Source organism: Pseudacidovorax sp. NFM-22 (assembly GCF_021401245.1).
GTDB lineage: Bacteria > Pseudomonadota > Gammaproteobacteria > Burkholderiales > Burkholderiaceae_C > Xenophilus.
Window position 1 is genome coordinate 379,172 of record NZ_JACBFY010000004.1, and the last position, 16,174, is coordinate 395,345.

The following is a 16,174-nucleotide window of genomic DNA, read 5'->3' on the forward strand; positions in this document are numbered from 1 at the left end:
GCACGGTCGGCCTGAAGGCCCCGAAACGCCCGTCACCCCGCTGTCACTGCCGTTTTTTGCGGCAATGCGACAATCGCGGACTTCCTATGAGTACTCTCTATTCCGACCTCGCGCTGGCGGACCCGTTGAAGCGCGCCGTGGCCGACATGGGCTACGAACACATGACGCCGATCCAGGCGCAGGCGATTCCGGTGGTGCTGTCCGGCCAGGACGTGATGGGCGCCGCCCAGACCGGCACCGGCAAGACCGCCGCCTTCTCCCTGCCGCTGCTGCATCGCCTGCTCAAACACGAGAACGCCTCGACCTCGCCCGCCCGGCATCCGGTGCGCGCGCTGGTGCTGTTGCCCACGCGCGAACTCGCTGACCAGGTTGCCCAGCAGGTGAAGATGTACGCCAAGTACACGCAGCTGCGCAGCACGGTGGTCTTTGGCGGCATCGACATGAAGCCTCAGACCGCCGAGCTCAAGAAGGGCGTGGAGGTGCTGGTGGCCACGCCTGGCCGGCTGCTGGACCACATCGAGGCCAAGAACGCGGTGCTGAACCAGGTCGAGTACGTCGTGCTCGACGAAGCCGATCGCATGCTGGACATCGGCTTCCTGCCCGACCTGCAGCGCATCCTGTCGTACCTGCCCAAGCAACGCACCACGCTGCTGTTCTCGGCCACCTTCTCGCCCGAGATCAAGCGCCTGGCCTCCAGCTACCTGCAGGACCCCATCACCATCGAGGTGGCCCGGCCCAACGAGACGGCCTCCACCGTCGAGCAGGTTTTTTATGGCGTGCACGAGGACGACAAGCGCCGCGCGCTCAAGCAGATCGTGCGCCAGCGCGGCATCACCCAGGCCTTCGTCTTCGTGAACAGCAAGTTGGGTTGCGCCCGCCTGGCCCGCTCGCTGGAGCGCGAGGGCCTGCGCTGCACGGCCCTGCACGGCGACAAGAGCCAGGACGAGCGCCTCAAGGCCCTGGCCGCCTTCAAGGCCGGCGAGGTGGACCTGCTGGTGTGCACCGACGTCGCGGCCCGCGGCCTGGACATCAAGGACGTGCCCGCCGTCTTCAACTACGACGTGCCCTTCAACGCCGAGGACTACGTGCACCGCATCGGCCGCACCGGCCGAGCCGGCGCCTCGGGCCTGGCCGTGAGTTTTGCGGGCGGCGGCAATGACGCCCGCCTGGTGGCCGACATCGAGAAGCTGATCAAGAAGAAGATCGAGCTGCAGGCGCTGGAGATGGACGACGAGCGTCCGCGCGGCCGCATCAACGACGGTCGCCGCCGCTGGCGCGAGGACGGCGAGACGGGCGATGCCCGCGACACGCTCGACCGGCCCCGCAGCAGCGCTCCCGCGGCGGCCGAGGGCTACCGCGCCCCGCGCCCGCAGCGCACCCACGCACCGCGCGATCCTTTCTTCGACAAGCCCTACGAGGCCGCTGGCGGTGACGAGGCCCCCGCCTGGGAGCAGTCCGCCAAGGCGCCGGCGCCCAAGCAGCCGGGATCGGGCAACATCCGCACCAAGCGCAAGGTGGCCGCGCTGTTCAAGTCGGCGGAGCCGCAGCAGCAGAATTGAGTGCCGCTGCGCGGCCGGCCCTCGCGGGTCGGGCCGCTGCGATGGTCCCCAGGGCTGGCACGCGTGCCAGCCTTTGTCTTTCTGCCGGTCACTGGCCGGTACCCTGCATCCACAAGAAGGAGACTCCCATGCCCGGCCTGTTGCCCGACGTCGATCCCGACGGCCTGCTCGAGTTCTCGGTCGTCTACACCGACCGCGCCCTCAACCACATGTCCAAGCGCTTCACTGGTGTGATGCAGGACATCCTGGCGACGCTGAAAGAGGTCTACCACGCCCGCACGGCCGTGCTGGTGCCGGGAAGCGGCACCTTCGGCATGGAAGCCGTCGCGCGCCAGTTCGCCAACCGCGAGAAGGTGCTGATCGTGCGCAATGGCTGGTTCAGCTATCGCTGGAGCCAGATCTTCGACGCAGGCGGCCTGGGCGGCGGCGCCATCGTCTGCCAGGCCCGCCAGCAGGGCGAAGGCCCGCAGGCGCCCTGGGCGCCGTGCCCGGCCGAGGAGGTCGCTGCCACCATCCGTGCCGAGAAGCCCAAGGTCATCTTCGCGCCGCATGTGGAGACCGCGAGCGGCATCCTGCTGCCCGACGATTACCTGCGCACCGTGAGCGCTGCCGCCCGCGAGGTGGGCGCCCTGTTCGTGCTGGACTGCGTGGCCTCCGGCGCCGTCTGGGTCGACATGCAGGCCACCGGCGTGGACGTGCTGATCAGCGCGCCGCAGAAGGGCTGGAGCGGCTCGCCCTGCTGCGCCATGGTGATGCTGGGCGAACGCGCCCGCGAGGCCATCGACGGCACCACGAGCAGCAGCTTCTCCTGCGACCTCAAGAAGTGGATGCAGATCGCCGAAGGCTATGAGCGCGGCCAGCATGCGTACCACACGACGATGCCGACAGACGCGCTGGTGCTGCTGCGCGACGTGATGAAGGAAACCCGCGACTGGGGTTTCGAGGCGGCGCGCCAGGCGCAGTTCGAACTGGGCGACAAGGTGCGCGCGCTGCTCGAATCACGCGGCCTGCCCAGCGTGGCGGCGGAGGGCTTCAAGGCGCCGGGCGTGGTGGTGAGCTACACCACCGACCCCGGCATCCAGAGCGCCAGGAAGTTCATCGAGGCCGGCCTGCAGACCGCCTCCGGCGTGCCGCTGCAGTGCGGCGAGGGGCCGGACTTCATGACCTTCCGCATCGGGCTGTTCGGCCTGGAGAAGTGGCGCAACGTGGACCGGAGCGTGGGCCACCTGAAGGCCGGCCTGGACAAGGTGCTCGGCACGGCCTGAGTCGCTGCTGCTGCTGCGTGAGGGGGCGCGCTCAGCCCGGCGCCTGCGCCTGGGTGCAGCGCACGTCGATGCGCTCCCGCTCTTCCAGCGTGGCGCCGATGCGCACGGCCGTGAGGCAGCCGCCCCAGACGCAGCCGGTGTCGGTCGACAGCAGATCCGGCTGCGACAGCCAGCCCAGCGTGGACCAGTGGCCGAAGGCGACCACCGCCTCGGCCGTGCGCCGGCCGGGCACGTCGAACCACGGCATGTAGCCCGCCGGCGCCTCCGCGGCGCTGTCCTTGGCCTCGAACTCCATCACCCCGTGGGCGCTGCAGAAGCGCAGTCGGGTGAGGGCGTTGACGATCACCCGCAGGCGTGCGCTGCCCGAGAGATCGTCGGACCAGGCGGCGGGCGCGTTGCCGTACATCTCCTGCAGGAAGTTGCCCAGGTTCGGGCCGCGCAATACGGCTTCGAGTTCGCGGGCGCGTGCCATCGTGTCTTCCACGGTCCAGGCGGGCAGCACGCCCGCGTGCACCATGAGCAGGTCGCGCCCGCCGATGCGCTCGTGCAGCGCCATCGCGCGGTGGCGCAGCCAGTCCAGCAAAGGCTCCCTGTCGGGGGCGTCCAGGATGGGCGCGAGCGTGTCGCGCCGCCCGGGCTTGCGCACGCCATGCGCCACGCCCAGCAGGTGAAGGTCGTGGTTGCCCAGCAGGCTGCGGGCCGAATCGCCCAGCGCCTGCACCCGGCGCAGCACGGCCAGCGAGTCGGGCCCGCGGTTGATCAGGTCGCCGAGCAGCACCAGCCGGTCGCGGCTGGGCGAGAAGTCCAGGGTGTCGAGCAGGCGGCCCAGCGCCTCGTCGCAGCCCTGCACATCACCGATGAGATAGAGTGCCATGCCCTCATTCTCCCCTTGACCTCTCGATGGATATCCTTCTGCTGGCCTTGCTGACGACGTGCAATGCGTTGTTCGCGATGTCCGAAATGGCCCTGGCCACCTCCCGCCGCGCCCGCTTGGCGGCATTGGCGGAGACGGGCGACCCGGGGGCCGCGGCGGCGCTCAAGCTGATGGACATGCCGACGCAGTTCCTGTCCACCGTGCAGATCGGCATCACGTCCATCGGCATGCTCAGCGGCATCGTGGGCGAATCGGCCTTCGCCGGGCCGTTGGCCATCCGGATGCAGGAATGGGGACTGGCAGAAGGCGCGGCCAGCATCCTGTCCACCGCGCTGGTGGTGACCTGCATCACCTTCTTCACCATCATTTTCGGCGAGCTGGTGCCCAAGCGTATCGGCCAGCTCTATCCCGAGCCGGTGGCGCGCTGGGTGTCGCGCCCGATGCGCGCGCTGGCCAAGGGCACCAAGCCCTTCGTCTACCTGCTCTCCGGCACCACGGCGGCCACGCTGCGGCTGCTGCGCATCGATGCCACGGGCGCGCGCGCGGTGACCGAGGAAGAGATCTCCGCCAGCCTGGAGGAAGGCGTGGAGTCCGGCGTCATCGAGCGGCATGAGCACCAGATGGTGCGCAACGTGTTCCACCTGGACGACCGCCGCCTGTCCTCGCTGATGGTGCCGCGCAGCGACATCGAGTGGATGCCCGCCAACCTGACGGTGGCCGAGGCCCTGCAGAAGGTGGCCGCGGCCGGCGCCATCAACCTGATGCATTCCTGGTATCCCGTCTGCCGCAACTCGCTGGACGACGTGGTGGGCGTGGTGAGCGTGGCACAGCTGCTCAAGCTGGGGCCGTCGCACGAGGGGGTGCTGGGCACGCTGGCGCAGCCGGCGTCCTTCGTGCCCGAGACGCTGACCGGCCTGGAGCTGCTGGAGCAGTTCCGCGCCCAGGCCGGCCGCATGGTGATGGTGGTGGACGAATATGGCGTGGTGCAGGGCCTGCTCACGCCCCGCGACCTGCTGGAGGCCATCACTGGCGAGCTCCACCCCCACGTGCCGGCGGACGCCTGGGCCATGCCGCAGCCCGACGGCAGTTGGGCGCTCGACGGCCTGATGCCCGTGTCGGAACTGCGGGCGCGGCTGGCCATCCGCGAGTTGCCGGACGAGGAGCGGGGCCGCTACAACACCGTGGCCGGGCTGCTGATGTCCGTGTCGGGCCACCTTCCGGCGGTGGGCGAGCAGATCGAATGCGCGGGCTGGGGCTTCGAGGTGCTCGCGCTGGAAGGCCGCCGCATCGACCGCGTGCAGGCGCGTCCGCTGCTCCCGGCGGACGCCCGCTGAGTCCGGCGCCCCGGTTCCTGTCGGCCGACGAGGCCGCCGGCGGCTGCGCAGGATCGATGTCCGGCCGGGCGCGCGGCCCGCGCCGCCTGCGCGTTCAATGCGCCTGTTCTGCGCGATCGGCGTCGAGTTCGCGTTGCTCGCGGCGCCATTGCCAGGGCGGCGTCGGGTTCGCCGCCTTCCACAGGCCGACACGCGCCCGGCGCGCCCGCGCTTCGGCGGCGGCATAGCGGCGCTGGGCGGCGGCCGTCTGCGCCTCGGCGTACTGGCGGTACCACCAGGCCATGCCCGCCTCCAGCATGGCTTCTCCGGCATCCACGCTGGGCGGCGCGTCCGGATCTTCCGGCGGCGGCACCTGCACGGCGCAGACGGCCCGGCCATAGCGGTCGCGGTCCACGCAGCGCAGCTCGACCTCGCGGTGCAGCGCCAGCCGCGCCAGCAGGCGCCGCGCGTTGCGGCCCTGGGGCTGGCCCGATTCGGGGGCGTCGATGGCATGCACGCGCACCGTCAGCGCCTCGCCACCGTCGCAGTCGGCGTGGAGGGTGTCGCCGTCGCTCACTGCCGTGACGAGGCACAGCAGCAGGGCTGCAGCCAGGGCCACCGTCAGTGGTCTTCCGCGTCGAGCACCACGATGTCGGCCGCGTCGTCGCCGAACTGGGCCTTGATCTCCAGCACCCGCGGCAGGTTCTGCTGCAGCAGCTCGACGAGCGTGGGATCGAAGTGGCTGCCACTCTGGCTCTGGATCCAGGCCATGGCTTCTTCCACGGGCCAGGCCGGCTTGTACGGGCGCACGCTGGTCAGGGCGTCGAAGACGTCGGCGAGCGCCACGATGCGGCCCACGAGCGGGATGTCCGCGCCCGCCAGCCCGTGCGGATAGCCGCTGCCGTCCCACTTCTCGTGGTGGGTCAGGGCGATGGTGCGGGCCAGCTGGAAGAGCCGCGAGGGATGGTTGCCGAGGATGTCCGCGCCGATGACGGGGTGGGCCATCATCACGGTCCGCTCGTCGGGGGTGAGGGAGCCGGGCTTCTGCAGGATGGCATCCGGGATGCCGATCTTGCCGATGTCGTGCATGGGCGCGGCATGCAGCAGGTCGTCGGCTTCGGCGGGCCCATAGCCCGAGGCCAGCGCCAGCAGGTGCGCATAGTGGCTCATGCGTACCACGTGCATCCCCGTCTCGTTGTCCTTGTACTCCGCGGCGGCGCCCAGGCAGCGGATGGCCTGCAGCCGGGTGGCCTGCAGTTCTTCCATGCGCACCAGCGACAGGTGGGTGCGGATGCGGGCGCGCAGGATGCCGGCGTTGAGCGGCTTGGCGACGTAGTCGACGGCGCCGCAGGCCAGGCCCAGCTCTTCGTTGGCCTCGTCGGCCAGCGCCGTGGCGAAGATCACCGGCACGTAGCGGGTGAGTTCCTGGCTCTTGAGCTCGCGGCAGACCTCGTAGCCGGTCATGCCCGGCATCATCACGTCCAGCAGCACCAGGTCGGGCGCCGCGGCCGAGGCCAGGGCGAGCGCGCTTCGCCCGTCCTTGGCGAAGACCAGGCGGTAGTCCGTGTGCAGCATGCTGCGCACCACCTGCAGGTTCAGGGGTTCGTCGTCGACGACGAGGACGGTGGGCCGCTGGATCGCGGAGAGGTCGGTCATGGATGGGAAGCCTTCTCGCCTGCCAGGGCCGCGTCGGGGGGCAGCCGGTCGATCAGCGATTCTAGGAGCCGGGCCGCGGCGCCGAACTCGAAGCCGTCCAGCGCCTGCCGCAGCGCATCGGCGGTCGGGCCCTCGCCCATGAAGGCCAGCGTGGCGGCGACGTCGGGCCAGTCCTCGTCGCCGGCCATCTCGTTGCGGTGGATCGCCCGCAGCAGTTCCGCCAGCGCCGTGCGCAGCCGCGCGCCGTCGAGCATCACGCGTTCGCCGTCCGGCGTGGAGGGCGGCAGGGGCCGGCTGTCGAGCGCGGCCTGCACGGCGTCGAACGCGGCGCTGAGTGCCGGAATGCCCTGCCGCGCGGCGTCCGGCTCGCCCTGCGCCAGGGCCAGCTCGACGTTCGTCGCGGCGGCGTAGAGCTCGTCGCAGGCCAGGTTGCCGGCCAGGCCGCGCAGGCGATGGGCGATCTGGCGCGCGTCGTCCAACTGGCCGCGCTCGACCTGTTCGGCGATGGCGGCAGCGGCCCCGCCATGCTGCGCCAGCATCTTGTCCAGCGCCCGGCGCAGCGCGGCTTCGTGGGTCCAGTTGCGGATGCCGCGGGCCCAGTCGACGCCCGCCGGCAGCATCGTGCCGGCGGGCGCCGCCGCTGGCATCGGCAGGGCGAGGTCGCCGCCGCGCTGCAGGCCGGTGACGCGCGCCATCTCCGCCAGGAGCTGGGAGGCCTCGAAGGGCTTGGGCACGAAGCCTTCCATGCCGGCCGTGCGCGCGGCCTGCCGGTCGGCGGGCAAGACGCTCGCACTCAGCGCGATCAGCGGGGTGGGCGGCAGGCTGCGCGAGGCCTCGTAGGCGCGGATGCGCCGGGCGGCCTCCAGGCCGTCGATGCCGGGCATGTGGACATCCAGCAGCACCACGTGGAAGCGGTGCTTCATCAGCAGGTCCAGCGCCTTCGGCGCGTCGGCCGCGGTGCTCACCTGATGGCCGCGCTGCCCGAGCGCCAGGCGCACCAGGTCGCGGTTCTCGGGCACATCGTCCACGGCCAGCACCGACAGCGGCGGCGGCTCCACGGGCGGCTCCGGCAGGCGCGGGAGGGGATCCGGTGCCAGCGCGGTCTTCAGCGGCAGCAGCACCCGGAAGACGCTGCCCTGGCCCGGCGTGCTCTGGACCTCGATGCGCCCGCCCATCAGCTCGGTGAGCTGGCGGGCAATGGTGGTGCCCAGGCCCGTCCCGCCGAAGCGCCGGCTGGTGGAGGCATCGGCCTGCGCGAAGGGGTCGAAGATGGCGGCCAGCCGGTCCGCGGGGATGCCGATGCCCGTGTCCTGCACCGACAGCTCGACCAGATCGCCCGCGCGGCGCGCGGCGAGCCGCACCTCGCCGCGCTCGGTGAACTTGATGGCATTGCCCAGCAGGTTGGTCAGCACCTGGCGGATGCGCACGGCATCGGCGCGGAAATGCATGTCCAGCGCGTCGTCCCACAGCACCTGCAGCGCCAGGCCCTTGCGCTCGGCCTCCAGTCGCAGCGAGGCGGCGGTCTGCTCCAGCAACTCCCGGAGGGAGAAGTCGGCGAGTTCCAGTTCCAGCGCGCCGCGGTCGAGCTTGGCGGTGTCCAGGATGCCGTTGAGCAGGCCGAGCAGGCTCTGGGCCGACTGGCGCACGGTCTGCAGGTGGCGCCGTTGCTCCACCGCCAGCGGGCCCTCGAGCAGCAGTTCGGTGAAGCCGAGGATGGCGTTCATGGGCGTGCGGATCTCGTGGCTCATGTTGGCCAGGAACATGGTGCGCGCCGCCGCGGCCTGCTCGGCGCGGGCCTTGGCTTCGCGCAGGGCGCCTTCCATCTGGCGGCGGGGGTTGATGTCCTGCGCCAGGAGCACCACGCGCACCACGATGCCGTCGGCGTCGAAGATCGGGTTGTACGAGCCCTGGAGCCAGAACTCCTGGCCCTGCCGGGTCACGCGGCGGTATTCGCCCACCTCGAATTCGCCGCGGCGCAGGCGCTGCCACAGGGCATCGAAGGCGGTCTGGCGGCCGGCGGCGGCATCCACGAGGTCGTGGTGGTGGCGGGCGGTGAACTCCTCGAGCGTGTAGCCCATCCAGCCGAGCATGCGGTCGTTGGCCCACTCGATACGGCCGTCCATGGCGAACACCGCGACCCCCATCACCCGCTGCACCGCCTCGGCGGTGCCACCCTGCATCCAGTGGTGGCGGCGGGTTTCCGTGATGTCGAGCAGCACGCCGTCCAGGCGCGGCGGGCCGCCCTCGCGCGGATGGGTCACCTGGCCGGTGAACCAGACCCAGCGTTCGGACTCGCTGCGGTGCAGCAGCCGGAACTCCGCCGTCACCGGCCCGCCCTCGGGCAGGCCGGCCGCCAGGATCAGGGCCTGCTGGATGCGCTGCCGGTCGGAGGGATGGATGAGGTGCGCCAGGGTGCGCCGCCCGGAGGTGAAGTCGGAGGCGGGCCAGCCCGTCAGTGCGTCCACGCTGGGGCTGGCGAAGAGCGTCGTGTGGGGCTCGTCGAGCAGGGTGCTGAAGGACACGCCCGGGATGTTGTCGATCAGCCCGCGATAGCGGCGCTCGCGCTGGCGGATCGCTTCTTCCTCGGCGTGCTGTGCGCTGATGTCGGCCAGGGTGACGATGCAGGCGGCGTCGCGACCCTGGCCGTCGACGCCCAGGCCGGCGCGCGCGAGGCGCAGCGCCAGCGCGCCGCCGCCTGCCAGGGGGCGCAGCGCGCGGCGTTCGCCGGGCCCGGCGGGGCTGCTGGCCGGATCCCTGAGCCATTCCGCGAGGTCGGTGTCGGCCGCGTCGAGCAGGGTCGGGAGTGTCTTGCCGGTGGCCTCTTCCGGGCGCAGCGCCAGCAGCCGCAGTGCCGCGGCATTGGCGGCCGTGATCCGGTGCTCGGCGTCGAGCACGAGCAGGCCGTCCGGCGCGAGGTCGAAGCGTTGCTGCAAGGCGTCGAGCGCCGCCGCCTGCGCCCGCGCCTGCCGGGTGCCGCACATGCCGATGTACAGAAGGGCCAGGGCACACAGGCCGAACCCTTGCTGTGGCCATGGCAGGCCGTTCCAGTAGGGCAGCGCCGGCGCCCCGACCGGACCCGGCAGGGTGCCCACGGCGGCCACGACGGCGACGACCAGCGGCGCTGCCAGGGCCCAGAGCCCGGGCTGCCAGCCCATCGTGGCCGCTGGCGAGCGCGGTGCCCGCAGCAGCGCATAGGCCAGCAGCATGATCAGCGCGGCGGCGGCCAGAAGTACGCTCATGAAGCCCAGGGGCGTCGCGGTCTGGCCGATGAAAAGCGCCGTGCCCGCCAGGCCTGCCAGGCCGGCAGCCCCGGCCCGCCAGCGTGTGGCACCGCTCCAACTGGCGGCCAGCGCCGCAGCGGCGGCGGCCCCGGGCAGCAGGGGCCAGCCCCAGGCGACCTCGTCCGCCCCGGTGCCGTGCAGGCCGAAGCCGAGGCCGGCGTGGATGGAAAGCGCCAGGGCCATCGTCCACAGCAGCGTGGCCAGCAGCGCGGCCGCGCTGCGATCGGCGGCCGTCCCGGCTTGGCGGCCGGCCTGCAGCACATGCCAGCCGCACAGCACGGCGGCGGCAGCGGCCAGCCACACGCCTGCGGCCGATTGCAGGGGCGCAAGGATGCCGAGCCAGTCGGTCTGCGTAGGCATGGGGTTGAGTGTGGGGAGGGGAAGAGCTTACTGGGCCCTACAACGCGCGGGCTGCGCTCGCCGCGGACCGGGGCCACTGCCGCCTGTGCGCGAGGGGCCAACAAAAAAGCCCGCAAGCGTCAGCTTGCGGGCTTTGGAGATGGTGCCGGCGACCGGAATCGAACTGGTGACCTACGCGTTACGAGTGCGTTGCTCTACCAACTGAGCTACGCCGGCGAAAAACCTATTCTAGGGCAAGAAGGCACTGTGGTGAGCGCCTTCGTAAGCAGCCCAAGAGTATAGCGCCAAAAAGCTCACGCCTCCAAATGGTACTTCGTCACACGCTCGACTTCGTTCCTGGAGCCGAGGATCACCGACACGCGTTCGTGCAGCTTCTGGGGCTGGATGTCGAGGATGCGCTCGCGACCGTTGGTGGCCGCACCGCCGGCCTGCTCCACCAGCCAGGCCATGGGGTTGGCTTCGTACATCAGGCGCAGCTTGCCCGGCTTCTCGGGCTCGCGCTTGTCCCAGGGGTACATGAACACGCCGCCGCGGGTGAGGATGCGGTGCACGTCGGTCACCATGCTGGCGATCCAGCGCATGTTGAAGTCCTTGCCGCGCGGGCCGTCCTTGCCGGCCAGGCATTCGTCGATGTAGCGCTTCACCGGGGCGTCCCAGTGGCGCATGTTGCTCATGTTGATCGCGAATTCCTTGGTGTCGGCCGGGATCTCCATCTTGTCCTGCGTGAGGATGAAGCTGCCCTGTTCGCGGTCGAGCGTGAACATGGCCACGCCATCGCCCACGGTGAGCACGAGCACCGTCTGCGGGCCATAGAGGCAGTAGCCGGCGGCCACCTGCTTGCAGCCGGCCTGCAGGAAGTCGCCTTCCTGCACGCCCGGGTGGTCGTCGGGCTTCTTGAGCACGCTGAAGATGGTGCCGATGCTGACGTTCACGTCGATGTTGCTGGACCCGTCGAGCGGGTCGAACATCAGCAGGTATTCGCCTTGCGGATAGCGGTTGGGCACCACGTAGATGCTGTCCATCTCCTCGCTGGCCATGGCGGCGAGGTGGCCGCCCCATTCGTTGGCCTCGATCAGCACCTCGTTGGCGATGATGTCCAGCTTCTTCTGCACCTCGCCCTGCACGTTCTCGCTGCCGGCGGAGCCGAGCACGCCGCCCAGGGCGCCCTTGTTGACCGAGAGGCTGATGCGCTTGCAGGCGCGGGCCACCACCTCCAGCAGCAGGCGCAGCTGGCCAGGGATGAGGCCGTCGACGCGTTGCTGCTCGACGAGGTAGCGGGTGAGTGAAATGTTCTGAGAGGCCATGGGGACTCCTGGGAGGGTTTCAAAAATCAGGGGGCGAGGGCGCGGCTGACGACCTCGAGCGTGTCCTTGCTCAGGCCGGGGCGGGCCGCCACGCGGGCGATGGCCTCGCGTGCGGCGCCGCGGTAGGGCTCGGCCAGCTTGTTCCAGCGGTCCAGCGCGCGCGCCAGGCGGGCGGCGACCTGCGGGTTGATCTCGTCCAGCTCGATCACCCGCTCGCTCCACCACACGTAGCCGGCGGCGTCCAGGCGGTGGAAGGCGCCGGGGTTGGCGCTGCAGTAGCTGAAGATCACGCTGCGCGCGCGGTTCGGGTTCTTGAGGGAGAAGTCCGGATGGCGCGTGAGCTGCTTGACCAGCGGCAGCACGTCGCCGCCGCGGTCGGGCGCGCCGGCCTGCAGGCTGAACCACTTGTCGATGACCAGGGCCTCGTCCTTGAACATGGCATGGAAGCGCGCCAGGGCCTGCGCCGCCAGCGGGTGGCCCGACACGACCAGCGCCGTCAGCGCGTTGAAGCGGTCGGTCATGTTCGACGCGTCCTTGAAGCGCTGCAGCGTCTTGCCCGGCCAGACGGCATCGCCCGACTCGCGTGCGGCAATGCACAGGTGCGCCAGCGCCATGCCGGCCAGCGCACGGCGGCCGGCCGAGACCGGCTCGGGCCGGTACGCGCCGGTGTCCTTGTTGTCCTCGTAGGCCTGCTGCCATTCGGCGTACAGGGCCGTCGCCAGCTGGGTGCGCATGGCCTCGCGCACGCGGTGCACGCGCTGCGGATCGACCACGTCCAGCTGCTCGGAGATATAGACCTCGGAAGGCAGCGTCAGCACCAGCTCCTTGAAGGCGGCATCCAGCGAGCCGTTGCGCAGCACCTCGCGCATGGCGCCGATGAAGGCCTCGTCCAGCACCGGTGCGTCGGGCAGGCGGCTGTCGTCGCCGATGGCTGCGAGCGCGGCGCCGAGTGCCAGGCGCTGGGCGGCCTCCCAGCGGTTGAAGGGGTCGCTGTCGTGCGCCAGCAGGGCCAGCAGCTGTTCGCGCGTGTAGTCGAACTGCAGCACCACCGGCGCGCTGAAGCCGCGCAGGATGGAGGGCACCGGTGCCTCGTCCAGGCCGGTGAAGGTGAAGCGCTGCTCGGCTTCGTGCAGCACCAGCGTGAGCGATTCGCCAGCGGGCTGCGGCTCGCCTTCCAGCTGCAACGGGAGCGCGCGGCCATCCGCACCCAGCAGCCCCACGGCCACCGGAATGACGAAGGGCTCCTTCACCGGTTGACCCGGCGTCGGCGGGCAGCTCTGCGTGAAGGCCAGCGTGTACGTGCGGGCCTCGGCGTCGTAGTGCCCCGTGGCGGCCAGGCGCGGCGTGCCGGCCTGGCTGTACCAGCGCTTGAACTGCGGCAGGCGACGGGCCAGCTCGCTGTCGGGGTTGGCATCGGCGATGGCCTGGGCGAAGTCGTCGCAGGTCACGGCCTGGCCGTCGTGGCGCTCGAAGTACAGCGTCATGCCGCGGGCGAAGCCCTCGCGGCCCACCAGCGTCTGCATCATGCGGACGACTTCGGCGCCTTTCTCGTAGATGGTGACGGTGTAGAAGTTGCTGATCTCGATGTAGCTGTCGGGCCGCACCGGATGGGCCATCGGGCCGGCGTCCTCGGGGAACTGGGCGGTGCGCAGCACCCGCACGTCCTCGATGCGCTTGACCGCGCGCGCGGAGGGCTCGGCGCACAGGTCCATGCTGAACTCCTGGTCGCGGAAGACCGTCAGGCCCTCCTTGAGCGAGAGCTGGAACCAGTCGCGGCAGGTGACGCGGTCACCGCTCCAGTTGTGGAAGTACTCGTGGCCCACCACGCTCTCGATGTTGGCGTAGTCGGCATCGGTGGCCGTGGCCTGGCTGGCCAGAACGTACTTCGTGTTGAAGATGTTCAGGCCCTTGTTCTCCATCGCGCCCATGTTGAAGTCGCTGGTGGCGACGATCATGAAGCGGTCCAGGTCCAGCGGCAGGCCGAAGCGGGCCTCGTCCCACAGCACTGAGTGGATCAGCGAGTTCATCGCATGCTCGGTCTTGTCGAGGTCGCCCGCGCGCACGTAGACTTGCAGCAGGTGCTCGCGGCCGTTGCGTGCCTTGATGCGCTGCTCGCGCGCCACCAGCTTGCCGGCCACCAGAGCGAACAGGTAGGCGGGCTTCTTGAAGGGGTCGACCCACTTGGCGAAATGGCGGCCTTCCGGGAGCTCGCCCTGTTCGACCAGGTTGCCGTTGGACAGCAGCACCGGATAGGCGGCCTTGTCGGCACGCAGCGTGACGGTGTAGCTGGCCATCACGTCCGGACGGTCCAGGAAGTAGGTGATGCGGCGGAAGCCCTCGGCCTCGCACTGGGTGAAGAAGGTGTTCTGGCTGACGAACAGGCCCATCAGCTTGGTGTTCTTCGCCGGGCAGCAGGTGGTGAAGATCTCCAGCTCGAATTCGTCGGGCAGGCCGTCCAGCACCAGCTGGCTTCCTTCCATGCGGAAGGCAGCGCCCTGGCCATTGACCAGCACGCGCGCCAAGTTGAGCTCGTCGCCGTCCAGGCGCAGCGGCTGTGCCGCCACGTCCGGATTGCGGCGCAGCTTCATGCGGTTGAGCACGCGGGTCTTGGCCGGGTCCAGGTCGAAGCAGAGGTCGACGGTGTCGATCCAGTAGGCCGGCGGGGCATAGTCCTCGCGCTGGATGGCGACGGGCGCAGCCGATTGAGCGTCACGAGAGAGCAACATCGAGCGTCTCCAGAAAATTTGAGCGAAGGAGGGAGTGGTAGTCGCGCACGGTCGCGATCACATGCGGACCGGCGAGTTCGTCGGCGCCGTGGGTGCTGCACACGGCCACCGCACGCATGCCAGCGCGGCGCGCGGCCTCGATGCCGAAGGGCGCGTCCTCGAAGACGATGCAGCGCGCGGGATCGGCATCGATGCGGCGGGCCGCTTCGAGAAAGATGTCGGGCTCGGGCTTGCCACGCAGGCCCTCGTCGCCGCCGACGACCGTCAGCGGGGGCGGGTCCATCTTCAGGCGGTCCAGGGCGAAGGCCACGTTGTGCCGGTCGCCCGCGGTGCCGACGGCGACCTTCAGGCCGCGCGCGGCGGCTTGCCGCGCGAAGGCGGTGAAGCCCGCCACCTCGGCAAAGGGCGCGTCGAAAAGCTCGCGGTAGATCGCTTCCTTCTCGTTCACCAGCGCCAGGCATTCGTCCGCTGGCAGCTCGCGCTCGAAGACCTCGCGCATGCACTCGGTGCCGGTGCGGCCCGTGGTGCGACGCAGGATCTCATCGGCCGGCATCGTGATGCCGTGCCGTTGGGCGAAGGTCACCCACGACTTCGCATGCCAGGGCATGGAGTCGATCATGGTGCCGTCCATGTCGAAGATCAGGGCCTGCACGGGCAGGGCGGCGCCCTCGGGGCGCGGGCTGCGGTCGGGCATCAGACGCCCTGCTTCAGCGAGGCTTCGATGAAGGGATCGAGGTCGCCGTCGAGCACCTTCTGCGTGGCCGAGATCTCGACGCCGGTGCGCAGGTCCTTGATGCGGCTGTTGTCCAGCACGTAGCTGCGGATCTGGTGGCCCCAGCCGACGTCGGTCTTGCTGTCCTCCAGCTTCTGCTGCTCTTCCATGCGCTTGCGCATCTCGAAGTCGTACAGCCGCGAGCGCAGGCGCTTCCAGGCCACGTCGCGGTTGCTGTGCTGGCTGCGGCCGTCCTGGCACTGCACCACGATGCCGGTCGGGATGTGCGTCAGTCGCACCGCCGAGTCGGTCTTGTTGATGTGCTGGCCACCGGCGCCGCTGGCGCGGTAGGTGTCCACGCGCACGTCGGACGGGTTGATCTCGATCTCGATGGAGTCGTCGATCTCCGGATAGACGAAGAGCGAGGCGAAGCTGGTGTGGCGCCCGCCCGAGGAGTCGAAGGGCGACTTGCGCACCAGGCGGTGCACGCCGGTCTCGGTGCGCAGCAGGCCGAAGGCGTATTCGCCCTCGACCTTGATCGTGGCGCTCTTGATGCCCGCGGTTTCACCCGGGGACTCGTCCTCGACGGTGGTCTTGAAGCCCTTGCGCTCGGCGTACTTGAGGTACTGGCGCAGCAGCATGCTGGCCCAGTCCTGCGCCTCGGTGCCGCCCGCGCCGGCCTGGATGTCGACGAAGCAATTGTTGGGATCGGCCGGGTTGTTGAACATGCGGCGGAATTCGAGCTGCTCGATCTCCTTGCGCAGTTCCTCGGCGTCGTCGGCGATGGCCTTCAGGCCTGCCTCGTCGCCTTCTTCCTTGCTCATCTCGTAGAGCTCGGTGTTGTCGGCCAGATCGCGCTCCAGGCGCTGGATGGCCAGCACCACGCCATCCAGGGCCTTCTTTTCCTTGCCCAGTTCCTGGGCCTTCTTGGGGTCGTTCCAGACCGTCGGGTCTTCCAGCGAGGCGTTGACGGTCCTCAGGCGTTCGGCTTTGGCATCGAAGTCAAAGATACCTCCGCAAGTCGGCCGTCCGGGTGCTCAGGTCGGCCAGGGTGGTGCCAATGAGGTTGATCTGTTCTGCGTCCATGGTGCGGTCCTGTTCTTGCGGGTGTTCGGGGAAACGCG

The 16,174-nt window shown here is 70.1% G+C and carries 11 protein-coding genes and 1 tRNA gene; 3 read left to right on the plus strand and 9 right to left on the minus strand.

The window, feature by feature from the left end:
- Nucleotides 1-86 precede the first annotated feature (86 nt).
- Both L0984_RS16640 and L0984_RS16645 read left to right on the plus strand, forming a co-directional pair.
- Nucleotides 87-1,559: a DEAD/DEAH box helicase gene (locus tag L0984_RS16640; protein WP_234194784.1), complete on the plus strand. Its 1,473-nt coding sequence runs from the start codon at nucleotides 87-89 to the stop codon at nucleotides 1,557-1,559.
- Between the two features lie 128 nt (nucleotides 1,560-1,687).
- A complete protein-coding gene (locus L0984_RS16645; RefSeq protein WP_234194785.1) occupies nucleotides 1,688-2,824 on the plus strand; it encodes an aminotransferase class V-fold PLP-dependent enzyme in 1,137 nt (378 codons plus the stop codon).
- Between the two features lie 31 nt (nucleotides 2,825-2,855).
- Here L0984_RS16645 and L0984_RS16650 read toward each other — a convergent pair whose 3' ends face one another.
- Nucleotides 2,856-3,698: a symmetrical bis(5'-nucleosyl)-tetraphosphatase gene (locus L0984_RS16650; protein ID WP_234194788.1), complete on the minus strand. Its 843-nt coding sequence runs from the start codon at nucleotides 3,696-3,698 to the stop codon at nucleotides 2,856-2,858.
- Between the two features lie 26 nt (nucleotides 3,699-3,724).
- Here L0984_RS16650 and L0984_RS16655 point away from each other — a divergent pair, with 26 nt between their 5' ends.
- Nucleotides 3,725-5,032, plus strand: a complete 1,308-nt coding sequence (locus L0984_RS16655) for a hemolysin family protein (RefSeq protein ID WP_234194789.1) — start codon at nucleotides 3,725-3,727, stop codon at nucleotides 5,030-5,032.
- Nucleotides 5,033-5,126: 94 nt separating this feature from the next.
- Here the strand turns inward: L0984_RS16655 and L0984_RS16660 are convergent, their stop codons facing one another.
- From L0984_RS16660 to prfB, 8 genes are all read right to left on the minus strand, one after another.
- Nucleotides 5,127-5,630, minus strand: a complete 504-nt coding sequence (locus L0984_RS16660; protein WP_234194790.1) for a thermonuclease family protein — start codon at nucleotides 5,628-5,630, stop codon at nucleotides 5,127-5,129.
- Between the two features lie 2 nt (nucleotides 5,631-5,632).
- Nucleotides 5,633-6,667: an HD-GYP domain-containing protein gene (locus tag L0984_RS16665; RefSeq protein WP_234194792.1), complete on the minus strand. Its 1,035-nt coding sequence runs from the start codon at nucleotides 6,665-6,667 to the stop codon at nucleotides 5,633-5,635.
- A complete protein-coding gene (locus L0984_RS16670; protein WP_234194796.1) occupies nucleotides 6,664-10,308 on the minus strand; it encodes a hybrid sensor histidine kinase/response regulator in 3,645 nt (1,214 codons plus the stop codon). The genes L0984_RS16665 and L0984_RS16670 overlap by 4 nt, the downstream gene beginning before the upstream one ends.
- Before the next feature lie 140 nt (nucleotides 10,309-10,448).
- Nucleotides 10,449-10,524 (minus strand) — tRNA-Thr (locus tag L0984_RS16675).
- A 77-nt stretch (nucleotides 10,525-10,601) separates the two neighbouring features.
- On the minus strand, nucleotides 10,602-11,612 hold the full coding sequence (locus tag L0984_RS16680) for a class 1 fructose-bisphosphatase (RefSeq protein WP_234194797.1): 1,011 nt from the start codon (nucleotides 11,610-11,612) through the stop codon (nucleotides 10,602-10,604).
- A gap of 26 nt (nucleotides 11,613-11,638) precedes the next feature.
- Entirely contained in the window at nucleotides 11,639-14,338 is a 2,700-nt protein-coding gene (gene pepN, locus L0984_RS16685; protein ID WP_234194798.1) for an aminopeptidase N, read from the minus strand.
- Nucleotides 14,322-15,032 carry an HAD family hydrolase gene (locus L0984_RS16690; protein WP_234194800.1) on the minus strand — a complete coding sequence of 237 codons (711 nt, stop codon included), beginning with the start codon at nucleotides 15,030-15,032 and terminating at the stop codon, nucleotides 14,322-14,324. Before L0984_RS16690 ends, pepN begins: the two co-directional genes overlap by 17 nt.
- Nucleotides 15,032-16,136 (minus strand): peptide chain release factor 2 gene (gene prfB, locus L0984_RS16695; RefSeq protein ID WP_143476316.1). Its coding sequence is split into 2 segments (ribosomal slippage): nucleotides 15,032-16,054 and nucleotides 16,056-16,136, totalling 1,104 coding nucleotides; the frame shifts between segments, so codons are not numbered across the junction. The genes L0984_RS16690 and prfB overlap by 1 nt, the downstream gene beginning before the upstream one ends.
- Between the last annotated feature and the right edge of the window lie 38 nt (nucleotides 16,137-16,174).

Coding starts and splice junctions, on each gene's coding strand:
- L0984_RS16640 (WP_234194784.1), top strand. CDS start 87: ATGAGTACTCTCTATTCCGACCTCGCGCTGGCGGACCCGTTGAAGCGC.
- L0984_RS16680 (WP_234194797.1), bottom strand. CDS start 11,612: ATGGCCTCTCAGAACATTTCACTCACCCGCTACCTCGTCGAGCAGCAA.
- L0984_RS16650 (WP_234194788.1), bottom strand. CDS start 3,698: ATGGCACTCTATCTCATCGGTGATGTGCAGGGCTGCGACGAGGCGCTG.
- L0984_RS16670 (WP_234194796.1), bottom strand. CDS start 10,308: ATGCCTACGCAGACCGACTGGCTCGGCATCCTTGCGCCCCTGCAATCG.
- L0984_RS16645 (WP_234194785.1), top strand. CDS start 1,688: ATGCCCGGCCTGTTGCCCGACGTCGATCCCGACGGCCTGCTCGAGTTC.
- L0984_RS16665 (WP_234194792.1), bottom strand. CDS start 6,667: ATGACCGACCTCTCCGCGATCCAGCGGCCCACCGTCCTCGTCGTCGAC.
- L0984_RS16655 (WP_234194789.1), top strand. CDS start 3,725: ATGGATATCCTTCTGCTGGCCTTGCTGACGACGTGCAATGCGTTGTTC.
- L0984_RS16690 (WP_234194800.1), bottom strand. CDS start 15,032: ATGCCCGACCGCAGCCCGCGCCCCGAGGGCGCCGCCCTGCCCGTGCAG.
- pepN (WP_234194798.1), bottom strand. CDS start 14,338: ATGTTGCTCTCTCGTGACGCTCAATCGGCTGCGCCCGTCGCCATCCAG.